Raw genomic sequence first — 17,759 nt, forward strand, 5'->3', positions numbered from 1 at the left:
CGACCGACCCGGAGGACATCCGGGTTCAGCCCGCGACTTTAACAGCCGCGAGGCCGATCGCCGTAGCCAGTCGTCCTTCACACTTCGTACCTGATCGACTACGGCGGTCGACAAGCCCCCGAACGGATCAAGTTCCGATGGACCCGGTCACGTGCGCGAACCGGCGAGCGCGCCCGCCATGCCCAGCAGCACGACCCCGGTCCCCCTGTCCAAGCGGGCCTTCGCGCGCTTCGTCAGGCCGGCCCGCCGGATGCCCGCACCGGCGAGGACGTACGCCGTACCGGCGACCACCTCGGCCACCAGGTAGACCGCGCCGAGGAGCGCCAACTGCGCCGCGACGGGACCGCGGGCCGGGTCGACGAACTGCGGCACGAACGCGGTGAAGACGAGCAGCGCCTTGGGGTTGGAGATCGCGACCAGGAACTCCTTGCGGAGCGGCGCGCCCCCGTGGGCTGCGGGTTTCGCCTCCCCCGGGGCGAGGAGGACGCGCAGCCCGAGGTGGAGCAGGTAGGCGACGCCGACCCACTTGAGGACGGTCAGCGCCACCTCGCTCGCGGCGAGCACGGGGCCCAGGCCGGCGACGGCGGCGGCGACCATCGCGGAGAAGGCCGCGACGCGCCCCAGGACGGCCGTGAGGGCCTTGGCGGGGCCGTGGTGGAGGGCGTGGTGCATGCCCAGGAGGTTGTTGGCGCCCGGCGTCAGTGCGACCAGCACGGAGGCGCCGAAGAAGACCGCGAGCCACATGCGCTTGAAGCTAACCACCGCCGCAAACGCTTTACGCCCTGCGCGAACACCCGTCTTGACCGTCCCCCCTGTTAAAAACCCGCTCACGAGCGCCCGACCCACCGTCCACGAGCGCATGACTCACCGCTCACGACCGCATGACTCGCGCGTCACGAGCGCATGACTCGCCCGCCCCCGCGAGTCATGCGGTGGCGACCCGCGAGTCATGCGTTCAGGGGCGGTGAGTCATGCGGTGGCGACCCGCGAGTCATGCGGTGGCGACGGGTGGGTCGGGCGTTCGCGGCCGGGACGCGGAACGGCCCCCGGAGCGGGAGGCTCCGGGGGCCGTTCGGCGTGCGCGTGCGTCAGAGCACGGTGTGCGTGCCACCGGCGGCGGCGATCTTGTCGACCGCGCTGCCGGAGAACTTGTTCGCCACGACGTCGACCTTCACGCCGTTCAGGTCACCGTCACCGAGGACCTTGACGAGCTCGTTCTTGCGCACCAGGCCCGCGTTGATGAGGGCGTCCACGTCCACCCGGCCACCGTCCGGGAACAGGCGGGCGATGTCGCCCACGTTCACGACCTGGTACTCGGTGCGGAACGGGTTGCGGAAGCCCTTCAGCTTCGGCAGGCGCATGTGCAGCGGCATCTGGCCACCCTCGAAGCGCGGGGAGACGTTCTTCCGCGCGCCGGTGCCCTTCGTACCGCGACCGGCCGTCTTGCCCTTGGAGCCCTCACCGCGACCGACACGGGTCTTCGCGGTCTTGGCGCCGGGGGCCGGACGCAGGTCATGGATCTTGATGGTCACGACTGGACCTCCTCGACGACCACCAGGTGGCGAACGGCCTGGATCAGGCCGCGCACCTGCGGCGTGTCCTCGCGGACCACCGACTGGCGGATCTTGCGCAACCCCAGGGTCCGGAGGGACTCACGGTGGTTGTGCTTGGTACCGATGCTGCTCTTGACCTGGGTCACCTTGAGCTGGGCCATGGTCACACCGCCCCTGCACGGGCACGGAGCATGCCGGCGGGAGCCACATCCTCGAGCGGCAGACCGCGGCGGGCGGCCACCTCCTCGGGACGCTGGAGGCCCTTCAGGGCCGCCACGGTCGCGTGCACGATGTTGATCGCGTTGTCCGAGCCCAGCGACTTGCTCAGCACGTCGTGGACACCGGCGCACTCCAGCACCGCGCGGACCGCGCCACCGGCGATGACGCCGGTACCGGCCGAGGCCGGGCGGAGCAGGACGACACCGGCCGCCTTCTCGCCCTGGATCGGGTGAGGGATCGTGCCCGCGATGCGGGGGACGCGGAAGAAGTTCTTCTTCGCCTCCTCCACACCCTTGGCGATCGCCGCCGGCACTTCCTTGGCCTTGCCGTAGCCGACACCGACCATGCCGTCGCCGTCACCGACCACCACGAGGGCGGTGAAGCTGAAGCGACGACCACCCTTCACGACCTTGGAGACGCGGTTGATCGCAACCACGCGCTCCAGGTGCGGGGTCTTCTCCTGGGCCGCGCCGCCGCGGCCGCCATCACGACGGTCGCGACGCTCTCCGCGCTCGCCCCCGCCGCCTTCGCGACGCGTGCGTCCTGGCATCAGGCGTCCCTCTCAATTCCAGTGATCTGCATTGTCAGAACTCCAGCCCCGCCTCGCGGGCGGCGTCGGCCAGAGCCGCGATCCGGCCGTGGTAGGCGTTGCCACCGCGGTCGAACACGACCTTGGTGACGCCGGCCTCCTTCGCACGGGCGGCGGCCAGCTGGCCGACCTTCGCCGCACGGGCCTTCTTGTCGCCGTCGATCGCGCGGACGTCCGCCTCGACCGAGGACGCCGCCGCCAGCGTGTGGCCGGCGAGGTCGTCGATGATCTGCACGGTGATGTGCTTCGACGACCGGTGCACCGCCAGGCGCGGACGCTCCGCGGTGCCGCTGACCTTCTTGCGGAGGCGGAAGTGACGGCGGGTCTTGGCGACGCGGCGGGTGGTCGAGATGTCCTTGCCCACCGGCTTGCGCTTCGTTGCAGTCTCGCTCATGTCACTTACCCGTCTTTCCGACCTTGCGGCGGATCTTCTCGCCCGCGTAGCGCACGCCCTTGCCCTTGTACGGGTCGGGCTTGCGCAGCTTGCGGATGTTGGCGGCGACCTCGCCCACGAGCTGCTTGTCGATGCCGGCCACGGAGAACCGGGTCGGGGTCTCCACCGCGAAGGTGATGCCCTCGGGGGCCTCCACCTTCACCGGGTGGCTGTAGCCCAGAGCGAACTCCAGGTCGGAACCCTTGAGAGCCACGCGGTAACCGACGCCGTGGATCTCCATCTTCTTCTCGTAGCCCTGCGTCACACCGACGACCATGTTCTGCACCAGGGTGCGGGACAGACCGTGGAGCGAGCGGCTACGGCGCTCGTCGTTCGGGCGCTTCACCTCGAGAGTGCCGTCGTCGGCCTTCTCGATGATGATGGGCTCAGCGATGTTCAGCGACAAGGTCCCCTTCGGGCCCTTCACGCTCACAGCCTGGCCATCGATGTTCACGTCGACCCCGGAGGGGACGGTGATCGGCAGCTTTCCGATGCGCGACATTGCCTAGTCCCCCTTCCTCACCAGACGTAGGCGAGGACTTCTCCGCCCACGCCCGACTTGTTGGCCTGGCGGTCGGTCATGAGACCGCCAGAGGTCGAGATGATCGCGACGCCCAGACCGCCCAGCACCTTCGGCAGGTTGGTCGACTTCGCGTACACGCGCAGACCGGGCTTCGACACGCGGCGGAGGCCGGCGATGCTGCGCTCCCGGTTCGGGCCGTACTTCAGCTCGATCACCAGGTTCTTGGCCACGTCGCCGGCTTCGTCGCGGTAGCTCGCGATGTAGCCCTCGCGCTTGAGGATCTCGGCGATGTTGGCCTTCAACTTCGAGTGCGGCATCACGACCTTGTCGTGGTAAGCCGAGTTCGCGTTCCGCAGACGCGTCAACATGTCTGCGATCGGGTCGGTCATCGTCATGGTGACCTGGTCAACCTTTCTCGCTGCGGTTCCCCAGCCAGGGTCCGAGCCGGCCCCGGGGGGCCGACTGGTCGTGGACGGGCCTACAGCGAAGTGAATGATCTAGAAAAACCTGCCGCCGAGCCGGACTTACCAGCTGGACTTGCTCACGCCGGGCAGCTCGCCCCGGTGGGCCATCTCGCGGAGGCAGATCCGGCACAGGCCGAACTTGCGGAACACCGAGTGCGGGCGACCGCAGCGCTGGCAGCGGGTGTAGCCCCGCACCTTGAACTTCGGCTTGGCCGCGGCCTTGTTGATCAGCGCCTTCTTGGCCATGTCAGTTCTCCCTGAACGGGAAGCCCAGCTGCTTGAGCAGCGCGCGGCCTTCCTCGTCGTTCGTGGCGGTGGTGACGACCGTGATGTCCATGCCGCGGGGGCGGTCGATGGCGTCCGGGTCGATCTCGTGGAACATCGACTGCTCGTTGAGACCGAACGTGTAGTTCCCGTTGCCGTCGAACTGCTTGCCCGAGAGGCCGCGGAAGTCGCGGATGCGGGGCAGCGCGATGGTCAGCAGGCGGTCCAGGAACTCCCACATGCGGTCGCCGCGCAGCGTCACGCGGGCACCGATCGGCATGCCCTCGCGCAGCTTGAACTGCGCGATGGACTTGCGGGCCCGGCGGACCTCGGGGCGCTGGCCGGTGATGATCGCGAGGTCCTTGACGGCGCCCTCGATCAGCTTGCCGTCGCGGGCGGCGTCGCCGACACCCATGTTGACGACGACCTTCACCACGCCGGGGATCTGCATGACGTTGGCGTACTCGAACTGCTTGCGCAGCTCGGCCACGATCTCCTCGCGGTAGCGAGTCTTCAGCCGCGGGATGGTCTTCTCAACGGTGGTCATCAGATGTCCTTCCCGTTACGACGGGAAATGCGGACCCGCTTGCCCTCGTCGTTGGTCCGGTAACCCACGCGGGTCGGCTTGCCGTCCGAGTCGACCACCATCACGTTGGACACGTGGATGGGGGCCTCCTGCGTCACGATGCCGCCCGACTGCGCGCCGCGCTGGGTCTGCGTGATCCGGGTGTGCTTCTTGATGCGGTTGACGCCCTCGACCAGGACGCGGTTCTCAGCGGGGTAGGCCATGATGACCTTGCCGCGAGCACCCTTGTCCTTGCCGGCGATAACCACGACGGTGTCGCCCTTCTTCACCTTCATGGTCAGAGCACCTCCGGCGCCAACGAGATGATCTTCATGAACTTCTTGTCGCGCAGCTCACGACCGACCGGGCCGAAGATGCGGGTGCCCCGCGGCTCGTTGTCGTTCTTGATGAGCACGGCGGCGTTCTCGTCGAACCGGATGTAGGAGCCGTCGGGACGGCGCCTCTCCTTCACGGTCCGGACGATGACGGCCTTGACGACGTCGCCCTTCTTCACACCGGCACCGGGGATGGCCTGCTTCACCGTCGCGACGATGATGTCCCCGATGCCCGCGTAGCGGCGGCCCGAGCCACCGAGAACACGGATGCAAAGGATTTCCTTCGCACCGGTGTTGTCGGCGACGCGCAGCCGCGACTCCTGCTGGATCACTTACCTTCTCCTGACCATTCCTGGCCCGCCAGATTGCCGACCTGACGGGCTCGGTCCCTAGAAAACTACTTGGCCTTCTCGAGGATCTCGACGAGGCGCCACCGCTTGGTGGCCGACAGCGGACGCGTCTCCATCAGCAGGACGCGGTCGCCGACGCCGGCGGTGTTGCCCTCGTCGTGCGCCTTCACCTTGGTGGTGGAGCGCATGACCTTCGCGTAGCGGCGGTGCTTCTTGCGGTCCTCGACCGCGACCACGATCGTCTTGTCCATCTTGTCGGACACGACGTAGCCCTCGCGGACCTTGCGGTCGTTGCGCGCCTCGGTCGTCACTTCGTTGCTCTCGCTCATGCCGCACCCTCACCAGTGGAAACCGTGTCGGGGGAGGTCGAGAGACCCAGCTCCCGCTCCCGCATCACGGTGTAGATCCGGGCGATCTCGTGCCGGACCGTGCGCAGGCGACGGTTGTTGTCGAGCTGCCCGGTGGCCATCTGGAAGCGGAGGTTGAACAGCTCCTCCTTGGCTTCCCGAAGGCGCAGCACGAGCTCTTCCTCGGTGAGCTCACGCAGCTCGGAAGCGGTGGTACCCGCTGCCATCAGAACTCACCACCCTCACGCGTAACGATGCGGCACTTCATCGGGAGCTTGTGGATCGCGCGGCGGAGCGCCTCGCGGGCCACAGCCTCGTTCGGGAAGCTCATCTCGAAGAGCACCCGACCCGGCTTGACGTTGGCCACCCACCACTCCGGGGAGCCCTTGCCGGAACCCATGCGGGTCTCGGCCGGCTTCTTGGTCAGCGGGCGGTCCGGGAAGATGTTGATCCAGACCTTGCCGCCGCGGCGGATGTGCCGGTTGATCGCGATACGAGCCGACTCGATCTGCCGGTTGGTCACGTAGGCCGGCTCCAGCGCCTGGATGCCGTACTCGCCGAACGTGACCCTCGTGCCGCCCTTGGCAGCACCGGACCGACCGGGGTGGTGCTGCTTGCGGTGCTTGACCCTGCGCGGGATGAGCACTACTCAGCCCTCCGTCTTCGCGACGTTCGGAGCGTTGTCCGCAGCGACGTCGCCAGTCGTCTGATCACTTGCCTGGGCGGCGCGACCCGCCTCGGTGCTCGTCGCCGTGGTGCCGCTGGCACCGGAACGACGGGCCCGGTTCGGGCGCTCGTTGCGGTCGCGGCGCGGCGCGCGCTCGGCCGACGGGGCGGCGTCGCGCTCGCGCTTGGCGCTGATGCCACCGACGATGTCGCCCTTGTAGATCCACACCTTCACGCCGATGCGGCCGAACGTGGTGCGGGCCTCGAAGAAGCCGTAGTCGATGTCCGCGCGCAGCGTGTGCAGCGGCACTCGGCCGTCGCGGTAGTGCTCCGAGCGGGACATCTCGGCGCCGCCGAGACGACCACCGCACTGCACGCGGATGCCCTTCACCTGCGGCGAGCGCATGGCCGACTGGATGGCCTTGCGCATCGCACGGCGGAAGGCCACGCGGTTGGACAGCTGCTCCGCCACGCCCTGCGCGACGAGCTGCGCGTCCGACTCCGGGCTCTTCACCTCGAGGATGTTGAGCTGCACCTGCTTCTTGGTGAGCTTCTCCAGCTCACCGCGGATGCGGTCGGCCTCGGCGCCGCGACGGCCGATGACGATGCCCGGCCGGGCGGTGTGGATGTCGACGCGGACCCGGTCACGGGTGCGCTCGATCTCCACCTTCGAGATGCCGGCGCGCTCCATGCCCTTCGAGAGCAGCTTCCGGATCTTGACGTCCTCGGCCACGTACTCGGCGTACTGCTTGTCGGCGTACCAACGAGACTTCCAGTCGGTGGTGATACCGAGTCGGAAGCCGTGTGGGTTGATCTTCTGGCCCACTACCGAGCCCCCTTCTTCCCATCAGCGCCGGCCTTGGCACCGGCCTTCTTGGGACGGCTCTCCACCTCGACGGTGATGTGGCTCGTCCGCTTGCGGATCCGGTACGCACGGCCCTGGGCGCGCGGGCGGAACCGCTTGAGGGTCGGACCCTCGTCGACGTAGACCTTCGACACCCAGAGGGTGTCGGGGTCAAGCGACAGGTTGTTCTCGGCGTTGGCCACGGCGCTCGCGAGCACCTTGCGGACCGGCTCAGATGCCGCCTGCGGCGCGAACTGGAGCACGGCCAGGGCCTCGCTGGCGCTACGACCCCTGATGAGCTCGACGACGCGGCGCACCTTCATCGGCGTGTCGCGGACGTAGCGAGCCCGAGCCACGGCGCGCGGGAACTCCGGCGCCTCAGCTTCGTTACGGGCGTTCATCGCTGCTTCCCCTTGCTCTTCCTCTAGTTCGTCGCCTTAGCGGCGGCGCGACTTCCGGTCGTCCTTGATGTGACCCTTGAACGTGCGGGTCGGGGCGAACTCGCCGAGCTTGTGCCCGACCATCGCCTCCGTCACGAACACCGGCACGTGCTTGCGGCCGTCGTGCACCGCGATCGTGTGGCCCAGCATGTCGGGGATGATCGTCGACCGGCGGGACCAGGTCTTGATGACGGTCTTCTTGCCCGACTCGTTGAGGACGTCCACCTTCTTGAGCAGGTGGTCGTCCACGAAGGGGCCCTTCTTAAGGCTGCGAGGCATCCTTCACTCCCTCCCTGCTCAGCGCTTCTTACCGGTGCGACGACGCCGGACGATGAGCTTGTCGCTTGCCTTGCGGCGGCGGGTACGGCCTTCGGGCTTGCCGGCCGGGTTCACCGGGTGGCGACCACCGGAGGTCTTGCCCTCACCACCACCGTGCGGGTGGTCGACCGGGTTCATGGCGACACCGCGGACGGTGGGCTTCTTGCCCTTCCACCGCATGCGGCCGGCCTTGCCCCAGTTGATGTTCTGGTGCTCGGCGTTGCCGACCTCGCCGATCGTGGCGCGGCACCGGACGTCCACGTTGCGGATCTCGCCCGAGGGCATCCGCAGCTGGGCGTAGGGGCCGTCCTTGGCGACGAGCTGGACGCTGGCACCGGCCGAGCGGGCGATCTTCGCGCCGCCGCCGGGGCGGAGCTCGATCGCGTGGATCACCGTGCCGACCGGGATGTTGCGCAGCGGCAGGTTGTTGCCCGGCTTGATGTCGGCCTTGGGGCCGTTCTCGATCCGGTCGCCCTGCTGGAGCTTCGACGGCGCGATGATGTAGCGCTTCTCGCCGTCGGCGTAGTGCAGCAGCGCGATGCGCGCGGTGCGGTTGGGGTCGTACTCGATGTGCGCGACCTTGGCCGGCACGCCGTCCTTGTCCGTGCGGCGGAAGTCGATCAGGCGGTAGGCCCGCTTGTGGCCGCCACCCTTGTGCCGCGTCGTGATCTTGCCCGACGCGTTGCGGCCACCGCGGCCGTGCAGCGGGCGGATCAGCGACTTCTCCGGCGTCGACCGAGTGATCTCGGCGAAGTCGGAGACGCTCGCACCGCGACGACCGGGGGTCGTCGGCTTGTACTTGCGAATGCCCATCTCTACGCAGTCCTCGTCGTCATCAGGCGGCCGGGCCGCCGAAGATCTCGATCGGCTTGCTCTCGGCGGACAGCGTCACGATGGCGCGCTTGGTGTCCTTGCGCTTGCCGAAGCCCGTCCGGGTGCGCTTGCGCTTGCCCTGGCGGTTGATCGTGTTGACGCTGACGACCTTGACGCCGAAGACCTTCTCCACGGCAATCTTGATCTGGGTCTTGTTCGCACCCGGAGCCACCACGAAGGTGTACTTGTTCTCCTCGAGGAGCCCGTAGGACTTCTCGGAGATCACCGGCGCGAGCAGGATGTCCCTGTGGTCGGGGATCACTTCGAAGCCTCCTCGTCGGTGTCGGACGACACCGCAGTGGCCTCGGCGGAACCCTGCCCGTGCTGGGCCTTGCTCGCGAGGAACACGTCGAGCGCGTCCTTGGTGAACACCACGTCGTCGTTGACCAGCACGTCGTACGTGTTCAGCTGGTCCGGGGCGATGATGTGCACGTGCGGCAGGTTGCGCAGGCTGACCCACGAAACCTCGTCGGTGCGCAGCAGCACGGCCAGCACGCGGCGGGCCTCGGTGACCGTCCCCAGCACCTTGCGGGCCGACTTGGTCGACGGGGCGTCGCCCTCGACGAAGCCGCTCACCACGTGGACCTGCCCGGCGCGCGCCCGGTCGGAGAGGGCACCGCGCAGGGCGGCGGCCTTCATCTTCTTGGGGGTGCGCTGGCTGTAGTCGCGCGGCTGCGGGCCGTGCACGACGCCACCGCCGGCGAACTGCGGCGCACGGGTCGAACCCTGGCGGGCGCGGCCGGTGCCCTTCTGGCGGTACGGCTTCTTGCCACCGCCGCGGACTTCGCCGCGGGTCTTGGTGGAGTGCGTGCCCTGGCGGGCCGCGGCCAACTGGGCCACGACGACCTGGTGCAGCAGGGCCACGTTCGCCTGCGCGTCGAAGATCGCGGCGGGCAGCTCGACGGAGCCGTCGGCCTGCCCGGCCGGGGTGCGGATCTCAACGGAAGTCATGATCAGGCACCACCCTTCGCAGCGGTCTTGATGAACACGGTGCCGCCCTTGGGGCCGGGAACGGCGCCCTTGATGAGCAGCAGGCCCGACTCGACGTCGACCCGGTGCACCTTGAGGTTCTGGGTCGTGACGCGCACGTGGCCCATGCGGCCGGCCATGCGCAGGCCCTTGAACACGCGGCCGGGCGTGGCGCACCCGCCGATGGAACCGGGCGAGCGGTGCTTGCGCTGGGTACCGTGGCTGGCGCCGAGGCCCTTGAAGCCGTGACGCTTCATGACACCCGCGGTGCCCTTGCCCTTGCTGGTGCCGACCACGTCGACCACCGCGCCGGCCTCGAAGACCTCGGCGGTGATTTCCTGGCCGACCGTGTACTCGGACGCGTCCGTGGTGCGCAGCTCCGCCAGCTGACGGCGGGGCGTGACGCCCGCCTTGGCGTAGTGGCCCGCAACGGGCTTGTTGACCTTGCGCGGGTCGATCGCGCCGAAGGCCAGCTGAACGGCCGAGTAGCCGTCGTTCTCCTGGGTCCGAACCTGGGTGACCACGTTCGGCTCGGCCTTGACGACGGTGACCGGAACGATCCGGTTGTTCTCGTCGAAGACCTGAGTCATGCCGAGCTTGGTGCCCAGGAGGCCCTTAACCTGCCTGTCAGACATGGGTCTCTTTGCTCTCCGCCCCAAATGGGATCAACACTGCCGCGTCCAACGCTTACTGGATGTTGACGTCGACGCTCGCCGGCAGGTCGATGCGCATGAGCGCGTCCACCGTCTTCGGCGTCGGGTCGAGGATGTCGATCAGACGCTTGTGCGTGCGCATCTCGAAGTGCTCGCGCGAGTCCTTGTACTTGTGCGGCGAGCGGATGACGCAGTAAACGTTCTTCTCAGTGGGCAGCGGCACAGGCCCGACGACCCGAGCGCCGGTGCGCGTCACGGTCTCGACGATCTTGCGCGCGGACGCGTCGATCGCCTCGTGGTCGTAGGCCTTGAGCCGGATGCGGATCTTCTGTCCCGCCATGATGGCTTGCCGTTCCTCTGCTTCTAGTACCGCTGCGGTGCGGGCACCTTTCGCGAGGTCACGGGACCTCCGGCGCGCTCCGCCCCCTATTCAGGACTGACACCCAGCGGTGTCACGGTGCCCGGTCCACGCGGTCGGGCGTGTCGCACCCTCTGGCACAGACCGGTCCCACTGATGAAACCTGTGGGATTTTGTCTTGCTCGATCAAACCCCGCTCGTGACGGGGCGGCCAGGTCCAGAACTCGGACCGGCCGCCCCGACGAGCAACCCGTCAATAGTTGCACACGGCCGTGCGCAAACCAAATCGGGGGGTGTGTTGTGGAGCTAGATCACTTGATGATCTTGGTGACCGAGCCCGCGCCGACGGTGCGGCCACCCTCGCGGATGGCGAACCGCAGGCCCTCGTCCATGGCGATCGGCTGGATCAGCTTCACGGCCATGGTCGTGGTGTCGCCCGGCATGACCATCTCGGTGCCCTCGGGGAGGGTCACGACGCCGGTCACGTCGGTGGTGCGGAAGTAGAACTGCGGGCGGTAGTTGTTGAAGAACGGGGTGTGGCGACCGCCCTCGTCCTTCGACAGGATGTAGACCTGCGCCTCGAACTCGGTGTGCGGGGTGGTGGTGCCCGGCTTGATGATCACCATGCCGCGCTCCACCTCCTCGCGCTTGACACCGCGGAGCAGCAGGGCGGCGTTGTCGCCCGCGCGGCCCTCGTCGAGGAACTTCTTGAACATCTCGATCGAGGTGACCGTCGTCTTCTTCGAGGTCTCCTTGATGCCGACGATCTCGACCTCTTCGTTGACCTTGACGATGCCGCGCTCGATGCGACCCGTCACCACGGTGCCACGACCGGTGATGGTGAAGACGTCCTCGACCGGCATCAGGAACGGCCGGTCGACCTCGCGCTCCGGCTCCGGGATGTTCTCGTCCACGGCGTCCATCAGGCCGATGAGCTTCTCGCCCCACTCGGCGTCGCCCTCCAGCGCCTTCAGCGCGGAGACGCGGACGACCGGCAGGTCGTCACCGGGGAACTCGTACTCGGAGAGCAGCTCGCGGACCTCGAGCTCGACGAGCTCCAGGATCTCCTCGTCGTCCACCATGTCGGCCTTGTTCAGGGCCACCACGATGTAGGGCACACCGACCTGGCGGGCCAGGAGCACGTGCTCCTTGGTCTGCGGCATCGGGCCGTCGGTCGCCGCGACCACCAGGATGGCGCCGTCCATCTGCGCCGCACCGGTGATCATGTTCTTGATGTAGTCGGCGTGACCGGGGCAGTCGACGTGCGCGTAGTGGCGCTTGTCGGTCTGGTACTCGATGTGCGCGATCGAGATCGTGATGCCGCGCTGCTTCTCCTCCGGCGCCTTGTCGATCTGGTCGAACGGCGTGAAGGGGTTCAGGTCCGGGTACTTGTCGTGCAGGACCTTGGAGATGGCAGCCGTCAACGTCGTCTTACCGTGGTCGATGTGACCGATGGTGCCGATGTTGACGTGCGGCTTCGTCCGCTCGAACTTCGCCTTCGCCACTGGATTGTCCTCCTGGACTCTGTTGCTTAATCCGGCGGGCGGACTGCTGCCCGCCGGACTTCACGTCTGGGTGGTGCGGACCCCAGGGACGGAACCCCGGAGAGCCCGCGCGGTGCTGCGGTGCTCCGGTTGGGGTTACTCGCCCGTCGCCTTCGCGATGATCTCCTTCGCGACGTTCGCGGGAACCTCGGCGTAGGAGTCGAACGTCATCGAGTAGTTCGCACGACCCTGGGTCCTGGACCGCAGGTCGCCGACGTACCCGAACATCTCCGACAGCGGCACCAGCGCCTTGACGACACGGGCCCCGCTGCGCTCCTCCATGGCCTGGATCTGGCCACGGCGGGAGTTCAGGTCACCGATCACGTCGCCCATGTAGTCCTCGGGCGTGGTGACCTCGACGGCCATCAGCGGCTCGAGGATGGCCGGGCTCGCCTGGCGAGCGGCTTCCTTGAGCGCCATGGAACCGGCGATCTTGAACGCCATCTCCGAGGAGTCGACCTCGTGGTAGGCGCCGTCGAGCAGCGTCAGCTTCACGCCGACCAGCGGGTAGCCCGCCAGCACGCCGTACTGCATGGCGTCCTGGGCGCCCGCGTCCACGGACGGGATGTACTCCCGCGGGATGCGACCACCGGTGACCGCGTTGACGAACTCGTAGAGAGCGCCGTCCTCGGTCTTCTCCAGCGGCTCCAGGTCGATGAGGACCTTGGCGAACTGGCCGGAACCACCGGTCTGCTTCTTGTGGGTGTAGGAGTACTTCTCCACCTTGCGGCGGATGGTCTCCCGGTACGCCACCTGGGGCTTGCCGATGTTCGCCTCGACCTTGAACTCGCGGCGCATGCGGTCCACCAGGATGTCCAGGTGGAGCTCGCCCATGCCGGCGATGATCGTCTGGCCGGTCTCCTGGTCCAGGTTGACCCGGAACGTCGGGTCCTCCTCGGCCAGCTTCTGGATCGCCGTGCCCAGCTTCTCCTGGTCGGCCTTCGTCTTGGGCTCGATCGCCACCTGGATGACCGGCTCGGGGAAGGTCATGGACTCCAGCACGATGGGCGACTGCGGGTCGCAGAGCGTCTCACCGGTGGTGGTGTCCTTGAGGCCGATCACCGCGTAGATGTGGCCGGCGATGGCCTCGTCGACCGGGTTCTCCTTGTTGGCGTGCATCTGGAAGATCTTCCCGATGCGCTCCTTGCGGTCCTTGGTCGAGTTGATGACCTGGGTGCCGGAGGCGACCTTGCCCGAGTAGACCCGGATGTAGGTCAGCTTGCCGAAGAACGGGTGGGCGGCGATCTTGAACGCGAGCGCGGCGAACGGCTCGTCGGTCGACGGCTTGCGGAAGGCCGGCGTCTCGCCGTCCTGGAGCGTGCCCTCGACCGGCGGGAGGTCCAGCGGAGCCGGCAGGTACTCGATGACCGCGTCGAGCATGGGCTGGACGCCCTTGTTCTTGAACGCCGAACCGCACAGCACCGGGTAGGCGGAGCGGTTCTTGACGATGTCGCGGATGCCCTTCTTGATCTGCTCGACCGAGAGCTCCTCGCCACCGAGGTACAGCTCCATCAGGGCGTCGTCGGTCTCCGCGACGGCCTCGACGAGCGCCTCGCGGTACTCGGCGGCCTTGTCGGCGAGGTCGGCCGGGATCTCCTCGACCGTGTAGTCCTCACCCTTCTGGACCTCGCCGCGCCAGGTCAGCGCACGCATCTCGACCAGGTCGACGACGCCGATGAAGTCGCTCTCCGACCCGATCGGGATCTGGATCGGCAGCGGCTTCGCGCCCAGGCGGTCCTGGATGGTGCGCACGGTGAAGTAGAAGTCCGCGCCGAGCTTGTCCATCTTGTTGACGAAGCAGATGCGCGGGACGTCGTACTTGGTCGCCTGGCGCCAGACCTGCTCGGACTGGGGCTCGACGCCCTCCTTGCCGTCGAACACGGCAACGGCGCCGTCGAGGACGCGGAGGTTGCGCTCCACCTCGACGGTGAAGTCGACGTGGCCCGGCGTGTCGATGATGTTGATCTGGTGGTTCTTCCAGAAGCAGGTCGTCGCGGCCGACGTGATCGTGATGCCGCGCTCCTGCTCCTGCTCCATCCAGTCCATCACCGCGGCGCCGTCGTGGACCTCGCCGATCTTGTAGCTGATCCCGGTGTAGAACAGGATCCGCTCGGTCGTCGTGGTCTTGCCCGCGTCGATGTGGGCCATGATCCCGATGTTGCGGACCTTGGCCAGGTCGGTGAGCACGTCCTGTGCCACGGCTGTCTTCCCCTGTCTTGAGCTCGCTGGTAGCAGGCTCACTAGGGCTGGGGGCGCCCCACCGGTCCTCGGGGAACCGGCGGGGCGTCACATCACCAGCGGTAGTGGGCGAAGGCCTTGTTCGACTCGGCCATCTTGTGCGTGTCCTCGCGGCGCTTGACGCTCGCGCCCAGGCCGTTGCTCGCGTCGAGCAGCTCGTTCATCAGGCGCTCGATCATGGTCTTCTCACGGCGCTGCCGGGAGTAGGTGATCAGCCAGCGCAGGGCGAGCGTGGTCGAGCGACCCGGCTTGACCTCGATGGGCACCTGGTAGGTGGCACCACCGACGCGGCGGGACTTCACCTCGAGCGCGGGCTTGACGTTGTCCAGAGCGCGCTTGAGCGTGACGACCGGGTCGGTGCCGGTCTTGTCGCGGGCGCCTTCGAGGGCGCCGTACACGATCCGCTCGGCCACGGAGCGCTTGCCGTCGACCAGCACCTTGTTGATGAGCTGGGTCACCAGCGGAGAGCTGTAGACCGGGTCGGAGATCAGCGGCCGCTTCGGGGCCGGTCCCTTGCGGGGCATCAGCTCTTCTCCTTCTTCGCGCCGTACCGGCTGCGAGCCTGCTTGCGGTTCTTCACGCCCTGCGTGTCGAGGGAGCCGCGGATGATCTTGTAGCGGACACCGGGGAGGTCCTTCACACGACCGCCGCGCACGAGCACCATCGAGTGCTCCTGGAGGTTGTGGCCCTCACCCGGGATGTAGGCCGTGACCTCGATGCCGCTGGTCAGCTTCACGCGGGCGACCTTGCGCAGCGCCGAGTTCGGCTTCTTGGGCGTGGTCGTGTAGACGCGGGTGCACACACCGCGCCGCTGCGGGCTGCCCTTGAGCGCCGCGGTCTTCTGCTTCGCGACCTTGTCCTGCCGGCCCTTGCGGACCAGCTGCTGGATCGTTGGCATACGCCGGCTGCTTCTTCCGTTCGAGCACTCGTCACCTTGGGGGTGTCGAGCACTGTTTACCTGGTCCCTCTCTGCACCCGAGGTCGGGCGTGTCGCGCCCCTCCGGCAGAACCGGTGGAGGTCAACGCCGTTGCCCCAGGTCCGCAGGCGACATCCCAGGACGCCCCTGCGTGTGGAGGTCACCGCGGCCGGCTTTCCAGCACGACTGGCGCGTAGGCACGCGGAGCGGCCCGACATGGGTCGGGCACGAGTACCAAAGATACCCCGCCCGCTTCCCACTGGTCAAAACGGGGTCACCGACGCCACCGACCGCGCTCCCGGGCCGGTCGGGGGGCTCGCGGGTCGCGGGGAGGCGGGTGCGGGTGGCCCGGGTTTCACCGGATCAGGTGGAAGTGGGCCCGGGTGTTCGGCGGCGGGCGTGCGGATGCGGGCGTCCGGCGGTGGAGGTGCGGGCGGCGGGTGTCCGGCGGCGGGCGTTCGACTGTGGACACTCGGCGGCGGGCGCCCGGCCTTGGGCGACACTGGCCGCGTGGACTCGGACCTGATCGCGGGGATGGCGGCGCTCGTGGACGCGGGCCCCGCGCCCGAGGTGCTGGCGGTGCGCGGGGACGTCGTGGTGGTGCGCGTCGGCGACGTGGTGCTCAAGGCGCACGAGCGCGGCACGGACGCCGCGGTGCTCGCGGACCGGCTGCGGCTGGCCGCCGACCCCCGGCTGGCCGACCTGGTGCTGCCGCCCGTGCCGCTGCGCGGCGCGCCGGGGCCGGTGCTGGTGCTGGGCCGGGTCGTCACGGCGTGGCCGCTGGGCGCGCCCGTGCCGCAGGCCGAGCCCGAGGACCTGCCGATGGAGGCCGCCGGGCGGCTGCTCGCGGCGCTGCACCGCCTCACCGCCGCCGACTTCGCGCCGCCCGTGCCGCCGGCGGGGGCCGTGCCGCGCATGGTGCGCGCCGTGCGGGACCTGGTGCTCGACACGCCCGCGGCGGCGCTGGTGCGGCGGGCGTTCGCGACCCTGCCGGAGCTGCCGGCGGGCGGCTCGGTGGTCGTGCACGGCGACTGGCACCTGGGGCAGCTGGTGCGGCGCGGCGGGTACCGGCTCATCGACCTGGACGACCTGGGCGCGGGCGACCCGGCGTGGGACCTCGCGCGGCCCGCGGCGCTGCACCTGTCCGGCGTGCTGGACGCGGCGACGTGGGGGCGGCTGCTCGGCGCGTACCTCGACGCGGGCGGGACCGGCGTGCCGGCCGACGACCCGTGGTCCGCGCTGGAGGTGCCGGCACGGGCGCTGGTCGTGCAGATGGCCGCGCGTGCCCTCGCGGCTGCGGACCGTGACGGGACCGGGTTGAACAGCGCCCAGGAAGCGCTGTTGGACGCCTGTGCCCGGATCGTGTCGGCACACGAACCCATTCAGCGTGGCTAATATCGGACACATCGCGTCAAGAGCAGGAGGCTCACCACGATGCAGTGTCCCAAGTGTCATGCGAACATGCGCACCTTCGACCGCATGGGCGTGCACATCGAGCAGTGCGATGGCTGCCGCGGGGTCTTCCTCGACTACGGCGAGCTGGAGGCCATCACCCGCCTCGAGCAGCAGATGGCCCCGCCGCCGCCCCCGCCGCCCGTCGCGCCGGCCCCCCAGGTGCACTACGTCCAGCAGCCGGTCCAGCCGGGCTGGGGCGCCGCCCCGGGCTACGGCCACGGCTACGGCCACCGCAAGCACCGCGGCCTCGGCGGGCTGTTCTTCTCGTCGTGACCTCCCGGCCGGTGGCCCCGCGCACGTGCGGGGCCACCGCCGCCGGGTGCGGCCACCCGTGTTGCCACCACCGAGGCCGCGCCGGTCCGTGACCTGTTCGAGCAGTTGGAGGAGGTCGAAGAGGTCGCGCTGAGCCCGGCCGAGGACGACGAGCGCCTGCACGAGGTGCCGCACGTCGTGTCCGGGCTGCGCCGCGCCGGCCGCAACCGCTCCCTGCTGGACGAGGTCCACCGCAGGTTGAGCGACGCGGCCCTGCTCGAACGCCCCGACCTCGCCGAGACAGCCTGGAGCAGGTGCACCGCGGCGAAGGGCGCGTGGTGCGCTGATCCAGGTCACGGCGCGGGTGCTGCTGGTCGGCCCGCAGCTCCCCCGGTGGCCGACAACGACCTTGGGGGACGACCTCGTGACCCGCGCCCGTTCCCCGGCCAAGTCCCGTCGCCGGTTCTGAGCGCATGACTCACGGGTCGTGAGCGCATGACTCGCCGGTTCTGAGTGCATGACTCGCCGGTCGTGAACGTAGGACTCGCGGGGCGTGAACGTAGGACTCGCGGAAGGGAAAGGCCCCCGGA

The 17,759-nt window shown here is 68.8% G+C and carries 29 protein-coding genes; 3 read left to right on the top strand and 26 right to left on the bottom strand.

Annotation, left to right across the window (positions count from 1 at the left end; translation table 11 throughout):
- Positions 1-147: 147 nt before the first annotated feature.
- The 26 genes from ACRAKJ_RS39170 to rpsL form a co-directional block, all read right to left on the bottom strand.
- A complete protein-coding gene (locus ACRAKJ_RS39170) occupies positions 148-744 on the bottom strand; it encodes a LysE family transporter (protein WP_438920472.1) in 597 nt (198 codons plus the stop codon).
- Between the two features lie 344 nt (positions 745-1,088).
- A complete protein-coding gene (rplO, locus tag ACRAKJ_RS39175; RefSeq protein WP_438920473.1) occupies positions 1,089-1,532 on the bottom strand; it encodes a 50S ribosomal protein L15 in 444 nt (147 codons plus the stop codon).
- Positions 1,529-1,714: a 50S ribosomal protein L30 gene (rpmD, locus tag ACRAKJ_RS39180; protein WP_141980311.1), complete on the bottom strand. Its 186-nt coding sequence runs from the start codon at positions 1,712-1,714 to the stop codon at positions 1,529-1,531. Before rpmD ends, rplO begins: the two co-directional genes overlap by 4 nt.
- Before the next feature lie 2 nt (positions 1,715-1,716).
- The gene (gene rpsE, locus ACRAKJ_RS39185) at positions 1,717-2,322 is read right to left on the bottom strand and encodes a 30S ribosomal protein S5 (RefSeq protein ID WP_037329520.1); all 606 of its coding nucleotides are present in this window, start codon (positions 2,320-2,322) and stop codon (positions 1,717-1,719) included.
- A 34-nt stretch (positions 2,323-2,356) separates the two neighbouring features.
- Positions 2,357-2,755 carry a 50S ribosomal protein L18 gene (gene rplR / locus ACRAKJ_RS39190; RefSeq protein WP_438920474.1) on the bottom strand — a complete coding sequence of 133 codons (399 nt, stop codon included), beginning with the start codon at positions 2,753-2,755 and terminating at the stop codon, positions 2,357-2,359.
- Between the two features lies 1 nt (position 2,756).
- Entirely contained in the window at positions 2,757-3,296 is a 540-nt protein-coding gene (gene rplF / locus ACRAKJ_RS39195) for a 50S ribosomal protein L6 (protein WP_053715225.1), read from the bottom strand.
- 17 nt (positions 3,297-3,313) lie between these two features.
- Entirely contained in the window at positions 3,314-3,712 is a 399-nt protein-coding gene (gene rpsH / locus ACRAKJ_RS39200; RefSeq protein WP_438920475.1) for a 30S ribosomal protein S8, read from the bottom strand.
- Between the two features lie 129 nt (positions 3,713-3,841).
- A complete protein-coding gene (locus tag ACRAKJ_RS39205; protein ID WP_053715226.1) occupies positions 3,842-4,027 on the bottom strand; it encodes a type Z 30S ribosomal protein S14 in 186 nt (61 codons plus the stop codon).
- Position 4,028: 1 nt separating this feature from the next.
- Positions 4,029-4,592, bottom strand: a complete 564-nt coding sequence (gene rplE, locus ACRAKJ_RS39210) for a 50S ribosomal protein L5 (RefSeq protein ID WP_438920476.1) — start codon at positions 4,590-4,592, stop codon at positions 4,029-4,031.
- Entirely contained in the window at positions 4,592-4,906 is a 315-nt protein-coding gene (gene rplX / locus ACRAKJ_RS39215) for a 50S ribosomal protein L24 (RefSeq protein WP_033436722.1), read from the bottom strand. The genes rplE and rplX overlap by 1 nt, the downstream gene beginning before the upstream one ends.
- A gap of 2 nt (positions 4,907-4,908) precedes the next feature.
- A complete protein-coding gene (gene rplN, locus ACRAKJ_RS39220; RefSeq protein ID WP_438920477.1) occupies positions 4,909-5,277 on the bottom strand; it encodes a 50S ribosomal protein L14 in 369 nt (122 codons plus the stop codon).
- Between the two features lie 65 nt (positions 5,278-5,342).
- Entirely contained in the window at positions 5,343-5,624 is a 282-nt protein-coding gene (gene rpsQ, locus ACRAKJ_RS39225; protein WP_438920478.1) for a 30S ribosomal protein S17, read from the bottom strand.
- A complete protein-coding gene (gene rpmC, locus ACRAKJ_RS39230) occupies positions 5,621-5,869 on the bottom strand; it encodes a 50S ribosomal protein L29 (RefSeq protein WP_438920479.1) in 249 nt (82 codons plus the stop codon). The genes rpsQ and rpmC overlap by 4 nt, the downstream gene beginning before the upstream one ends.
- Entirely contained in the window at positions 5,869-6,288 is a 420-nt protein-coding gene (gene rplP, locus ACRAKJ_RS39235; protein ID WP_306743638.1) for a 50S ribosomal protein L16, read from the bottom strand. The genes rpmC and rplP overlap by 1 nt, the downstream gene beginning before the upstream one ends.
- A gap of 3 nt (positions 6,289-6,291) precedes the next feature.
- Complete coding sequence (gene rpsC / locus ACRAKJ_RS39240; protein ID WP_438920480.1) at positions 6,292-7,134, bottom strand: 30S ribosomal protein S3; 843 nt, start codon at positions 7,132-7,134, stop codon at positions 6,292-6,294.
- Positions 7,134-7,553, bottom strand: coding sequence for a 50S ribosomal protein L22 (gene rplV / locus ACRAKJ_RS39245; protein ID WP_438920481.1), 420 nt, complete (start codon positions 7,551-7,553; stop codon positions 7,134-7,136). The genes rpsC and rplV overlap by 1 nt, the downstream gene beginning before the upstream one ends.
- A 36-nt stretch (positions 7,554-7,589) precedes the next feature.
- A complete protein-coding gene (rpsS, locus tag ACRAKJ_RS39250) occupies positions 7,590-7,871 on the bottom strand; it encodes a 30S ribosomal protein S19 (protein ID WP_015105260.1) in 282 nt (93 codons plus the stop codon).
- A gap of 18 nt (positions 7,872-7,889) precedes the next feature.
- Complete coding sequence (gene rplB / locus ACRAKJ_RS39255) at positions 7,890-8,723, bottom strand: 50S ribosomal protein L2 (protein WP_438920482.1); 834 nt, start codon at positions 8,721-8,723, stop codon at positions 7,890-7,892.
- Positions 8,724-8,745: 22 nt separating this feature from the next.
- A complete protein-coding gene (gene rplW, locus ACRAKJ_RS39260; RefSeq protein WP_121009862.1) occupies positions 8,746-9,045 on the bottom strand; it encodes a 50S ribosomal protein L23 in 300 nt (99 codons plus the stop codon).
- Positions 9,042-9,734 carry a 50S ribosomal protein L4 gene (rplD, locus tag ACRAKJ_RS39265; protein WP_438920483.1) on the bottom strand — a complete coding sequence of 231 codons (693 nt, stop codon included), beginning with the start codon at positions 9,732-9,734 and terminating at the stop codon, positions 9,042-9,044. Before rplD ends, rplW begins: the two co-directional genes overlap by 4 nt.
- Before the next feature lie 2 nt (positions 9,735-9,736).
- On the bottom strand, positions 9,737-10,387 hold the full coding sequence (gene rplC / locus ACRAKJ_RS39270) for a 50S ribosomal protein L3 (protein WP_438920484.1): 651 nt from the start codon (positions 10,385-10,387) through the stop codon (positions 9,737-9,739).
- A 52-nt stretch (positions 10,388-10,439) separates the two neighbouring features.
- Positions 10,440-10,745 (bottom strand): 30S ribosomal protein S10, encoded by a 306-nt coding sequence (gene rpsJ / locus ACRAKJ_RS39275; protein WP_003938093.1) that lies wholly within the window; start codon positions 10,743-10,745, stop codon positions 10,440-10,442.
- A gap of 329 nt (positions 10,746-11,074) precedes the next feature.
- The gene (gene tuf, locus ACRAKJ_RS39280; RefSeq protein WP_438920485.1) at positions 11,075-12,268 is read right to left on the bottom strand and encodes an elongation factor Tu; all 1,194 of its coding nucleotides are present in this window, start codon (positions 12,266-12,268) and stop codon (positions 11,075-11,077) included.
- Positions 12,269-12,403: 135 nt separating this feature from the next.
- On the bottom strand, positions 12,404-14,506 hold the full coding sequence (fusA, locus tag ACRAKJ_RS39285) for an elongation factor G (protein WP_438920486.1): 2,103 nt from the start codon (positions 14,504-14,506) through the stop codon (positions 12,404-12,406).
- A 92-nt stretch (positions 14,507-14,598) separates the two neighbouring features.
- Positions 14,599-15,069, bottom strand: coding sequence for a 30S ribosomal protein S7 (rpsG, locus tag ACRAKJ_RS39290; protein WP_306743645.1), 471 nt, complete (start codon positions 15,067-15,069; stop codon positions 14,599-14,601).
- The gene (gene rpsL, locus ACRAKJ_RS39295) at positions 15,069-15,443 is read right to left on the bottom strand and encodes a 30S ribosomal protein S12 (RefSeq protein WP_030473471.1); all 375 of its coding nucleotides are present in this window, start codon (positions 15,441-15,443) and stop codon (positions 15,069-15,071) included. The genes rpsG and rpsL overlap by 1 nt, the downstream gene beginning before the upstream one ends.
- 529 nt (positions 15,444-15,972) lie before the next feature.
- Between rpsL and ACRAKJ_RS39300 the strand changes: the two genes are divergently transcribed.
- The 3 genes from ACRAKJ_RS39300 to ACRAKJ_RS39310 all read left to right on the top strand — a co-directional run bounded on the left by ACRAKJ_RS39300 (position 15,973) and on the right by ACRAKJ_RS39310 (position 17,646).
- Entirely contained in the window at positions 15,973-16,857 is an 885-nt protein-coding gene (locus tag ACRAKJ_RS39300; protein ID WP_438920487.1) for a phosphotransferase, read from the top strand.
- Positions 16,858-16,896: 39 nt separating this feature from the next.
- Positions 16,897-17,190 carry a zf-TFIIB domain-containing protein gene (locus ACRAKJ_RS39305; protein WP_438920488.1) on the top strand — a complete coding sequence of 98 codons (294 nt, stop codon included), beginning with the start codon at positions 16,897-16,899 and terminating at the stop codon, positions 17,188-17,190.
- Positions 17,191-17,295: 105 nt separating this feature from the next.
- The gene (locus tag ACRAKJ_RS39310) at positions 17,296-17,646 is read left to right on the top strand and encodes a hypothetical protein (protein ID WP_438920489.1); all 351 of its coding nucleotides are present in this window, start codon (positions 17,296-17,298) and stop codon (positions 17,644-17,646) included.
- Positions 17,647-17,759 lie beyond the last annotated feature (113 nt).

The sequence above is a fragment of the Saccharothrix sp. DSM 118769 genome, from assembly GCF_052936295.1.